Annotated in this window: 9 protein-coding genes; all 9 read left to right on the top strand. The window is 61.7% G+C overall.

Annotated elements, in window-relative coordinates:
* Nucleotides 1-14 precede the first annotated feature (14 nt).
* On the top strand, nucleotides 15-1,184 hold the full coding sequence (gene mraY, locus AXG89_RS03580) for a phospho-N-acetylmuramoyl-pentapeptide-transferase (RefSeq protein ID WP_062000335.1): 1,170 nt from the start codon (nucleotides 15-17) through the stop codon (nucleotides 1,182-1,184).
* A 27-nt stretch (nucleotides 1,185-1,211) separates the two neighbouring features.
* Nucleotides 1,212-2,723 carry a UDP-N-acetylmuramoyl-L-alanine--D-glutamate ligase gene (gene murD, locus AXG89_RS03575; RefSeq protein ID WP_062168026.1) on the top strand — a complete coding sequence of 504 codons (1,512 nt, stop codon included), beginning with the start codon at nucleotides 1,212-1,214 and terminating at the stop codon, nucleotides 2,721-2,723.
* Entirely contained in the window at nucleotides 2,720-4,048 is a 1,329-nt protein-coding gene (gene ftsW / locus AXG89_RS03570) for a putative lipid II flippase FtsW (protein WP_062168024.1), read from the top strand. Before murD ends, ftsW begins: the two co-directional genes overlap by 4 nt.
* Nucleotides 4,045-5,190 (top strand): undecaprenyldiphospho-muramoylpentapeptide beta-N-acetylglucosaminyltransferase, encoded by a 1,146-nt coding sequence (gene murG, locus AXG89_RS03565; RefSeq protein ID WP_062168022.1) that lies wholly within the window; start codon nucleotides 4,045-4,047, stop codon nucleotides 5,188-5,190. Before ftsW ends, murG begins: the two co-directional genes overlap by 4 nt.
* Nucleotides 5,187-6,599: a UDP-N-acetylmuramate--L-alanine ligase gene (gene murC, locus AXG89_RS03560; RefSeq protein WP_062168020.1), complete on the top strand. Its 1,413-nt coding sequence runs from the start codon at nucleotides 5,187-5,189 to the stop codon at nucleotides 6,597-6,599. The genes murG and murC overlap by 4 nt, the downstream gene beginning before the upstream one ends.
* A gap of 8 nt (nucleotides 6,600-6,607) precedes the next feature.
* Nucleotides 6,608-7,555, top strand: coding sequence for a D-alanine--D-alanine ligase (locus AXG89_RS03555; protein WP_442861742.1), 948 nt, complete (start codon nucleotides 6,608-6,610; stop codon nucleotides 7,553-7,555).
* A 24-nt stretch (nucleotides 7,556-7,579) separates the two neighbouring features.
* A complete protein-coding gene (locus AXG89_RS03550; protein ID WP_062168016.1) occupies nucleotides 7,580-8,332 on the top strand; it encodes a cell division protein FtsQ/DivIB in 753 nt (250 codons plus the stop codon).
* 26 nt (nucleotides 8,333-8,358) lie between these two features.
* Nucleotides 8,359-9,591, top strand: coding sequence for a cell division protein FtsA (gene ftsA, locus AXG89_RS03545; RefSeq protein WP_062000328.1), 1,233 nt, complete (start codon nucleotides 8,359-8,361; stop codon nucleotides 9,589-9,591).
* Nucleotides 9,592-9,687: 96 nt separating this feature from the next.
* On the top strand, nucleotides 9,688-10,881 hold the full coding sequence (gene ftsZ / locus AXG89_RS03540; protein ID WP_062000327.1) for a cell division protein FtsZ: 1,194 nt from the start codon (nucleotides 9,688-9,690) through the stop codon (nucleotides 10,879-10,881).
* The last annotated feature ends 142 nt before the right edge of the window (nucleotides 10,882-11,023 follow it).

Raw genomic sequence — 11,023 nt, 5'->3', positions numbered from 1 at the left:
GAAGAAGGTCCAGCATGCTACTCGCACTCGCGCAATGGCTTCAGAATGACGCCAGTTTTCTGCGCGTGTTTACCTACCTCACGTTCCGCGCAGTTGGCGCGACGATCACGGCGTTGTTCGTCGGTCTCGTTTGCGGCCCGTGGGTGATCCGCAAATTGACGCAGTTGAAAGTCGGTCAGGCCGTGCGCACGAACGGTCCGCAATCGCATTTGGTCAAGTCCGGCACGCCGACCATGGGTGGCGTGCTGATCCTGCTGGGCATCGCGTTTTCCACGTTGCTGTGGGCCGATCTCGCCAATCGGTTCGTCTGGATCGTGATGCTCGTTACGTTCGGTTATGGGGTGATCGGCTGGGTCGATGACTACCGCAAAGTCGTGCATAAGGACCCGCGCGGCATGTCGTCGCGCGAAAAGTATTTCTGGCAATCAGCGATTGGCTTGTTTGCCGCCGTGTATCTCGCGTTCAGCGTGTCCGAGGCGAACAACGCTCGTGTGTTCGACCTGTTCATGGCGTGGGTGCGAAGCGGTTTGTCGATGGGCTTGCCTGCGCGCGCCGACCTGATGCTGCCGTTCCTCAAATCGATCAGCTATCCGCTGGGCACGTGGGGCTTTATCGCGATGACGTATCTCGTGATCGTCGGTTCGAGCAACGCTGTGAATCTCACCGATGGCCTCGATGGTCTCGTGATCATGCCGGTGGTGCTGGTCGGTGCATCGCTCGGCGCGTTTGCCTATGTGATGGGCAGCTCGGTGTACTCGAAATACTTGTTGTTCCCGCACATTCCGGGTGCCGGCGAATTGCTGATCTTCTGTTCCGCGATGGGCGGCGCCGGACTCGCGTTTCTCTGGTACAACACGCACCCCGCGCAGGTCTTCATGGGCGATGTCGGCGCGCTCGCGCTTGGCGGCGCACTTGGCACCATCGCCGTGATCGTGCGGCAGGAAGTCGTGCTGTTCATCATGGGCGGCGTGTTCGTCGCGGAAACGGTTTCCGTGATGATGCAGGTGACCTACTTCAAGTACACCAAAAAACGCTTCGGCGAAGGGCGGCGCATCTTCAAGATGGCGCCGCTGCATCACCATTTCGAGTTGTCGGGATGGAAGGAAACGCAGGTGGTCGTGCGCTTCTGGATCATCACGCTGATGTTGTGTCTGTTTGGTTTGTCGACGCTGAAGCTGCGTTGATCTTGTTGGCCAGGAAAAGGTAAAGCGATGTTTGGCGAGAAGTTCTTCGATCGGCAGAGTCCGATGGTGCTTGTGCTGGGGCTCGGTGAATCCGGCCTCGCGATGACGCGCTGGTGCGCGCGTCACGGGTGCCGTCTGCGCGTGGCCGATACCCGCGCCACGCCGCCGAATCTGTCGGAACTCGCAGTGCACGGCATCGATGCAGATTTCGTCGGCGGTGAATTCACGCCGGCGCTGCTCGATGGCGGGATCGAGATTGTTGCAATCAGCCCGGGACTGTCGCCTCTGGCTGATGATTTGAGGCCGCTCCTCGACGCCGCGCGGGAACGCGGCGTCCCTGTGTGGGGCGAGCTGGAATTGTTCGCGCAAGCGTTGAAGTCGCTTGGCGCGAACGGCTACACGCCGAAGGTGATTGCCATTACGGGCACCAACGGCAAGACCACGACGACCGCCATGACCGGGTTGTTGTGCGAGCGTGCCGGCAAGACCGTGGCGGTGGCGGGAAACATCAGCCCGGCCATGCTGGACAAGCTCAGCGAAGCAATCGACAACACCGCGCTGCCCGATGTCTGGGTGCTGGAGCTGTCGAGTTTTCAGCTTGAGACGGCACACTCGTTCGCGCCGGACGCTGCTGCCGTGCTGAATATCACGCAAGACCATCTGGACTGGCACGGCGGGCTCGATGCGTACGCCGCCGCGAAAGGCCGCATCTTCGGTGTGAAGACCGTGCGCGTGCTGAATCGTGACGACGCGCGGACCATGAAGCTTGCTTCGGGAAATGCAGCGAAGGTCGTGACGTTCGGGCTTGACGAACCGGCGCGTCTCGGCGACTTCGGGTTGCTGCGCGAGAACGGCATTGCGTGGCTTGCGCAAGGTCACGACCGTGATCTCAGCGATGAACCCGCGCCCGCGCGTCGCCGTAAAAGCGATGTCGCGGCCGAGCCGAACGTGTATTCGAAGCGCCTGATGCCGGTGGATGCGTTGCGTGTTCGCGGCCTGCACAACGCGGCGAATGCGCTGGCTGCCCTGGCGCTCGCGCGTGCGGTGGATTTGCCCTTGGCTTCATTGCTGCATGGCTTGCGTGAATACAAGGGCGAGCCGCATCGCGTGGAAGTGATCGGGCAGATCGACGGCATCGATTTCGTCGATGACAGCAAAGGCACGAACGTCGGCGCAACCGTCGCTGCACTGGATGGTCTCGCGCAGAAGTCCGTGCTGATTGCCGGTGGCGATGGCAAAGGCCAGGACTTTTCGCCGCTCGAAGCGCCGGTGGAACGCTGGTGCCGCGCGGTGCTGCTGATCGGCCGCGATGCACCGCGTCTTCGTGAAGCGCTGGCAAACACGGCCGTGCCATTGCACGACCACGAAACGCTCGAAGCCGCGACGCAAGCGGCGGCGCAACTGGCCCAGCCCGGCGACGCCGTGTTGTTGTCGCCGGCGTGCGCAAGCTTCGACATGTTCAAGAACTATGCACATCGCGCGGATGTTTTCCGGCAAGCGGTGGCTGATATTGCTGCAGACCGGGGGGTAATGCTATGAGCTGGTCCGAACGTTTTGGCTCGAAGCTGACAGGACAACGCAACGCCGTCGCGAACGACAGCGCCTCGCTTGGCGGGCGTTCATCGCGCGTGGCAGGCGTGGGCTCGCTTGGTGGTCTCGGTGCACGCGTGGCCGAACGCGCGAGCGGCATCTCGAGCGCGGTCAATGGCGTGAAGCCGGCCCGTTCGCGCATGCTCGACTACGATTACTCGCTGCTGTGGGTGACCATCGCGTTGCTGGGGCTTGGCATTGTCATGGTGTACTCGGCGTCCATCGCCATGCCGGATTCGCCGAAGTACGCGCAGTACCGCGACTACTTCTTCCTGGTGCGCCATCTCATATCGATAGCGACCGCCGTGGTCGCGTCGATCATCGCGTTCAAGATCCCGGTCTCGACATGGGACAAATACGCCGGGAAGTTCTTCCTGATTTCGCTGTTCATGCTGGTGATCGTGCTGATTCCGCACATCGGCAAGGGCGTGAACGGCGCGCGCCGCTGGATTCCGCTTGGCATCACGAACATGCAGCCATCGGAAATCATGAAGCTCGCCGTGACCATCTACGCGGCGAACTACACCGTGCGCAAGCAAGAGTTCATGCACAGCATCGGCCGCGGCTTCTTGCCGATGGCAGTCGCCGTCGGCTTCGTCGGCGCGTTGCTGCTGCTCGAACCGGACATGGGCGCGTTTATGGTGATCGCGTGTATCGCGATGGGCGTGCTGTTCCTCGGCGGCGTGAACGCCAAGCTGTTCGGCGGACTGGTCGCTACGGCGGTCGGCACGTTTGCGCTGCTGGTCTGGGCATCGCCATGGCGCCGTGAGCGGATCTTCGCTTACCTCGATCCGTGGGATGACCGCTATGCCCAAGGCAAGGCCTATCAGTTGACGCACTCGCTGATCGCATTCGGCCGTGGCGAATGGTTCGGCGTAGGGCTTGGCGGCAGCGTCGAGAAGCTCAACTATCTTCCTGAAGCGCATACCGACTTCATCCTGGCGGTAATCGGCGAGGAGCTCGGATTCGTCGGCGTGATCGTCGTGATCCTGCTGTTCTACTGGATCGTGCGTCGCGCATTCGAGATCGGCCGCCAGGCGCTTGCGCTCGACCGCACGTTTGCCGGTCTGATGGCGAAGGGCATCGGCTTGTGGTTCGGGGCGCAGACGTTCATCAACATGGGCGTGAATCTCGGGCTTCTGCCGACCAAAGGTCTGACGTTACCGCTCGTGAGTTACGGCGGTTCGGGCATCTTGCTGAACTGTGTCGCACTTGCAGTGCTGATGCGCGTGGACTACGAAAACCGCGTCCTGATGCGTGGGGGCAAGGTATGACAAGACCTGCATCACAACGCACAGGCACGCTGATGGTGATGGCCGGCGGCACCGGGGGACATGTGTTCCCGGGGCTCGCGGTCGCTCACTGGATGCAGGCGCGCGGCTGGCGTGTGGTGTGGCTCGGCAATGCGGCGGGCATGGAAGCGACGCTCGTGCCGAAGCACGGCATCGCGATGGAATACGTGCGCTTTGGCGGCGTGCGCGGCAAGGGTCTCAAGACGAAGCTGATGTTGCCGGTGAACCTGCTGCGCGCGTGTTCGCAAAGCCTGCGCGCGCTGCGTTCGGTGAAGCCTGATGTAGTGCTCGGCATGGGCGGATACATCACGTTCCCGGCTGGTTTGATGTCGAAGCTGAGCGGCACGCCGCTCGTGCTGCACGAACAGAATTCCATCGCGGGACTGGCGAACAAGGTGCTCGCGCACATCGCCAAGCGGGTTCTTGTCGCGTTCCCGAACGCGCTGCCGAATGCCGAATGGACCGGAAATCCAGTTCGTGCGGAACTTGCTGAGACTCTGTCACCCAAAGAACGCTACGCCGCGCGGAATGTGAAGCCTGACGCGCGTCTCAATGTTCTGGTCGTCGGGGGCAGTCTGGGTGCAGCCGCTTTGAATGAAACCGTACCGAAAGCGCTTGCGTTGCTCGATCCGGCGGCGCGTCCGCATGTCGTGCATCAGGCTGGAGCGAAGCATATCGATGCATTGAAGGCGAACTACGCGGCAGCAGGCCTGACATCGGATGAAGACGTGCAGCTCGTACCGTTCATCGACGATATGGCAAGCGCGTACGCTGCGGCCGATCTCGTGATCTGCCGCTCGGGCGCGATGACCGTTTCCGAAATCGCGGCCGTGGGCGTGGCGGCGTTGTTCGTGCCGTTTCCCTTTGCCGTCGACGACCACCAGACAACCAATGCCGCGTTCCTCGCCAACGAGGGTGCGGCTCACTTGATACAACAGCGCGATTTGTCGGCGGAAAAGCTTGCCGGCTGGTTGCGCGATCAGACCCGCGAGACGCTCAGCCAGATGGCGGTGAAAGCGCGCGCCCTGGCGAAACCCGACGCAACTGAACGTGTCGGCCGGGTCTGCGCCGATGTAGCCGGCTTGAGCGCGCTGATACAAGCGCCGAAGGAAATCCAGCCATGAAACATATCGTCAAACACATTCACTTCGTCGGCATCGGCGGCGCGGGGATGAGCGGCATTGCCGAGGTGCTGCTCAACCTCGGTTACCAGGTCAGTGGCTCGGACCTGGCGAGCAATGGCGTGACCGATCGTTTGACCACGCTGGGTGCGCGCGTGGCGATCGGGCATCGTGAAGAGAATATCGATGGCGCGAACGCCGTGGTCGTCTCGACCGCTGTTCGCTCCGATAACCCCGAAGTGCTGGCCGCACGTCATCGGCGGATCCCGATCGTGCCGCGCGCCGTGATGCTCGCGGAGCTGATGCGGCTCAAGCAGGGCATCGCGATTGCCGGCACGCACGGCAAGACCACGACCACCTCTCTGGTAGCAAGCGTGCTGGCAGCGGGCGGCCTCGATCCCACGTTCGTGATCGGCGGCCGCCTGATCAGCGCCGGTGCGAATGCGCGACTGGGGACGGGCGATTTCATCGTGGCTGAAGCCGATGAATCGGACGCGTCGTTCCTCAATCTTTTCCCGGTGATCGAAGTCATCACGAACATCGATGCCGATCACATGGACACGTACGGCCACGACTTCGCGCGGCTCAAGCAGGCGTTCATCGAGTTCACGCACCGACTGCCGTTCTATGGGATCGCCGTGCTGTGCGTGGATGATCCGAACGTGCGTGAAATCCTGCCGTTCGTCTCGAAGCCGATCATCCGCTACGGCCTCGGCGCCGAAGCGCAAGTGCGCGCGGTGAACGTGGAGGCGCGCGACGGCAAGATGCATTTCACGACCTTGCGCGAAGACGCGAAGCCGCTCGACATCGTGTTGAACCTGCCGGGCACGCACAACGTGCAGAACGCGTTGGCCGCCATTGCGATTGCGACTGAACTTGAAGTCGCCGATGCCGATATCCAGAGGGCATTGCAGGAATTTACAGGCGTGGGCCGCCGCTTCCAGCGTTACGGCGAAGTGAAAGTAAAGTCGGCGGAAGGCGGTGCGTACACGCTGATCGATGACTACGGTCATCACCCGGTCGAGATGGCCGCAACGGTTGCAGCCGCGCGCGGCGCGTTTCCAGACCGGCGTCTCGTGCTCGCGTTCCAGCCGCACCGGTTCACGCGCACGCGTGATTGCTTCGAGGATTTCGTACGCGTGTTGTCGACCGTCGATGCCCTCGTGCTCACCGAAGTCTATGCAGCAGGCGAAGCGCCGATCGTCGCCGCCGATGGCCGCGCGCTCGCTCGTGCAATTCGCGTGGCGGGAAAAGTGGAACCGGTCTTCGTGGAAACAGTGGATGAGATGCCGGACGCGATTGCCACGCTGGCACGCAACGGCGACGTGGTGATAACGATGGGCGCGGGCTCTATTGGCGGCGTATGTGGCCGGCTGACCGCGCAAGTTCAGGATTCGAAGGTTTTGAAATGACAAGTAACGTGAGCACATCCGCAATCGACCCGAAGGTGTTCGGCAAAGTCGCCGTGCTGCTTGGCGGGGAAACGGCCGAGCGCGAGGTATCGCTGAATTCGGGGCGTCTCGTGCTGCAGGGACTGCGCGATGCAGGTATCGACGCACATCCGTTCGATCCCGCTGAGCGGCCGCTCGCCGACTTGAAGTCGGAAGGCTTTGCGCGCGTGTTCATCGCGTTGCATGGCGGGTATGGCGAGAACGGCCAGTTGCAGGGCGCGCTCGATTTCTACGGCATCAAGTACACGGGCAGCGGCGTGCTGGGTTCGGCGCTCGGGCTCGATAAATTCCGCACCAAGCTCGTGTGGCAACAAACGGGCGTGCCCACGCCGCCTTTCGAAGTCGTGCTGCGCGGCGATGACTACGAAAATGCAGCGCAGCGAAGCATTGCGAAGCTCGGCTTGCCGCTGTTCGTGAAGCCGGCGAGCGAAGGTTCGAGCGTTGCCGTGATCAAGGTGAAGAGCGCGGAAACGCTGGTGCCGGCGCTGATCGAAGCGGCGAAGTTCGACAAGATCGTGCTCGTCGAGAAAAGCGTTGAAGGCGGTGGCGAATACACGTGCTGTATCGCGGGCGACCTGGACTTGCCGATCATCAAGATCGTGCCGGCCGGTGAGTTCTACGACTACAACGCGAAGTACATCGCTGACGACACGCAGTATCCGATTCCCTGCGGCCTGACGCCCGCCGACGAAGCGCGCATGAAACAGCTTTCGCGCCGCGCGTTCGATGTGCTCGGTTGCACGGACTGGGGCCGTGCCGATTTCATGATGGACGGCGACGGCAATCCGTATTTCCTCGAAGTGAACACGGCGCCGGGCATGACCGATCACTCGCTGCCGCCGAAAGCGGCGCGGGCAGTCGGGATCAGCTACATGGAATTGGTGGTGAAGGTGTTGTCGCTGACATTGCAGGATTGAGACCGGGTTTGGAACGTACAGAACATGTGGAATAACGCTCGCCAGATGAACCTCACGGCCAACGCACTGCACGTATTGCTCGTGTTCGTGCTGCTCGGGGCCGCCGGTTACTGGGCGATCCAGCGGCCGGAGTTTCGCCTGCGCGAAATCCAGATCGATGGCGACACGCTGCACATCAATTCGCCGACCGTACGTGCAAGCGTGGTGGGGCATTTGAAGGGCAACTTCTTCACCGTTGATCTGGACGCAGCGCGCGCCGCGTTCGAACAAATGCCGTGGGTGCGTCATGCAAGCGTGCGTCGTGTGTGGCCGAATGCGCTGGCGGTGACGCTGGAAGAATTCAAGCCGCTCGGCACGTGGGGTACGGATCAACTGGTGAGCGTGGACGGTGATCTGTTCACGGCGAACCAGGGCGAACTCGACGACGACTTGCCTGCGTTCGAAGGGCCGGATGGATCGGCGAAAGAAGTGGTCGCGCGGTATCACGATTTTACGAAGTGGTTTGCGCCGCTCGACGCGCATCCGGAAGAAGTCATCTTGTCGCCGCGATACGCGTGGACAGTGAAGCTTTCGAACGGTACGCAGATCGAACTGGGGCGCGAGCGCAATCAGGACACGTTGTTCGATCGCAGCAAACGGTTTGTGGCTGCGTGGACGTCGGTGACGGGGCGGTGGGGAAATGACATCGAGTACGCGGATTTGCGCTATCCGAACGGCTTCGCAATCAAGGCCGCCGGCATGCGTTTCATCAGCGACACCGACAAAGCGAAGAAGTAAGGGACATCACAGGCAATGAGCACGCTATGAGCAAAGACTACAAAGACTTGCTGGTCGCCCTCGACATCGGGACGTCGAAGGTGGTGGCGATCGTCGCCGAGTTGAAGGGCGAAGGCCACTACGAGGTGATCGGGCTCGGACAGAGCGACTCGAAGGGATTGAAGAAGGGCGTGGTGGTGAATATCGAAGCCACGGTCCAGTCGATCCAGCGCGCGCTCGAAGAAGCCGAATTGATGGCCGATTGCAAGATCACGAATGTGTTCACCGGCATTGCCGGAAGCCACATTCGCAGCTTCAATTCGAGCGGCATGGTCGCGATCAAGGACAAGGAAGTCACGCAGACCGATGTGGCGCGCGTGATCGAAACGGCCAAGGCGATCAACATCCCGACCGACCAGCAGGTGCTGCATATCCTCACGCAGGAATTCATCATCGACGGCCAGGAAGATGTGCGTGAGCCGATCGGCATGAGCGGCATTCGGCTGGAAGTGAAGGTGCATATCGTGACGGGCGCGGTGAGCGCGGCGCAGAACATCGTGAAATGCGTGCGCCGCTGCGGGCTCGAAGTGAACGACCTGATCCTGCAGCCGCTGGCTTCGTCGCTGGCGGTGCTGACGGAAGACGAAAAGGAACTTGGCGTTGTGCTCGTCGATATCGGCGGCGGCACGACGGACATCGCCATTTTCAGCGAAGGCGCGATTCGTCATACGGCGGTCATTCCTATTGCCGGCGACCAGATCACGAGCGATGTCGCCATGGCCCTGCGCACGCCGACGCCCGACGCCGAAGACATCAAGGTGAGCTACGGCATCGCGAAGCAGGCGCTCGCCGATCCGGACGAAATGATCGAAGTGCCGGGACTCGGCGAGCGCGGTCCGCGCACGTTGTCGCGTCAGGCACTTGCAGCGGTTGTCGAACCGCGCGTGGAAGAACTGTTCTCGCTCGTGCAGCAAGTGGTGCGCGAGTCGGGTTACGAAGAATTGCTCAGCAGCGGCGTGGTGCTGACCGGCGGCGCGTCGATGATGCCCGGCATGGTCGAACTCGGCGAAGACATCTTCCTGAAGCCGGTGCGCATTGGCGTGCCCGAATACGCGGGCGGCCTGGCGGACGTGGTTCGCAACCCGCGTTATTCCACGGCGATGGGTTTGCTCGTCGAAGGTCGTTCGCAACGCATGCGCGGGCGCAAGGTCGCGGTGCAATCAGGATCGATGGGACAGGTTTTTGGACGCATGAAAGACTGGTTCCTTGGGAATTTTTAAATACAAATTCGCGCTGGTGCCGGCGGCTGGCGCGCGACAAGAGGTTGCCCGATCTCTTGCCGAATAACGCCGATTTTCATTCTTGACGGAGGCAATATGGATTTCGAAATGCTGGAAACGGAAACCAACGGAACGATCATCAAGGTCGTCGGTGTTGGTGGCGCGGGCGGTAATGCAGTACAGCACATGATCAACCGCGGCGTGCAGGGCGTGGATTTCATCGTCATGAATACGGATGCGCAGGCGCTTGCACGCTCGCGTGCTTCGTCGGTGATCCAGTTGGGCAACACGGGCCTCGGCGCTGGCGCCAAGCCGGACATGGGCCGTGCCGCAGCGGAAGATGCGCGCGAGCGTATCGCCGATGCACTGCGCGGCGCGCACATGGTGTTCATCACCGCGGGCATGGGTGGCGGCACGGGTACGGGTGCAGCACCGGTCGTGGCACAGATCGCGAAGGAAATGGGCATTCTCACCGTTGGTGTAGTCAGCAAGCCGTTCGAATTTGAAGGTGGCCGCCGCATGCGCGTGGCTGAAGCTGGATCGCAGCAACTGGAGGATCACGTCGACTCGCTGATCGTCGTTCTGAACGACAAGCTGTTCGAGGTGATGGGCGACGACGCCGAGATGGACAAGTGCTTCCAGTGCGCTGACGACGTATTGAACAACGCTGTTGCCGGTATCGCGGAAATCATCAACGTCGACGGGCTGGTCAACGTCGACTTCGAAGACGTGAAGACGGTGATGGGCGAGCAAGGCAAGGCGATGATGGGCACGGCGACGGTTGCCGGCGTCGATCGTGCGCGTTTGGCGGCAGAACAGGCGGTTGCAAGCCCGCTGCTGGAAGGCGTGGATCTGTCGGGCGCACGTGGCGTGCTGGTGAACATCACGTCGAGCCGTTCGCTGCGTTTGTCGGAAACGCGTGAAGTGATGAACACGATCAAGTCGTACGCGGCAGAAGACGCGACCGTGATTTTCGGCGCGGTGTATGACGACGCCATGGGCGATGCATTGCGCGTGACGGTCGTGGCAACGGGCCTTGGCCGCGCTGCAAAGAAACAACAAGCTGCACCGATGACCCTGCTGCGCACCGGCACGGACAACTCGCCGATCGCGCACGCACAGCACAGCTACGCGCCGCAGCAGTCGAACGGCACGGATTACGGCGCGCTGGAAGCACCGGCTGTATGGCGTCAGACGCGTGAAACCGCGGCCTCGCACGTGCAGGCGCTGCAGGAAAAGGGTGTGGATACGTATGACATTCCGGCGTTTTTGCGCAAGCAAGCCGACTGATGCCTTTTGCCGGGGCGTGTCGCTTTGATGTAAGCGCCCAAAGGCAAAGGTCTCAGGAGATGGGTTGTCATGCGTTCGTTTTCAGGCCGCGTCTTATGGATGCTGGACTGTGGCGGCGTGACCGCTTCGATAACGTTCATCA

The organism is Burkholderia sp. PAMC 26561, from assembly GCF_001557535.2.
Lineage (GTDB): Bacteria > Pseudomonadota > Gammaproteobacteria > Burkholderiales > Burkholderiaceae > Caballeronia.
The sequence above is the reverse complement of the archived record's forward strand: the minus strand, read 5'-3'. Positions and strand labels throughout refer to the sequence as shown.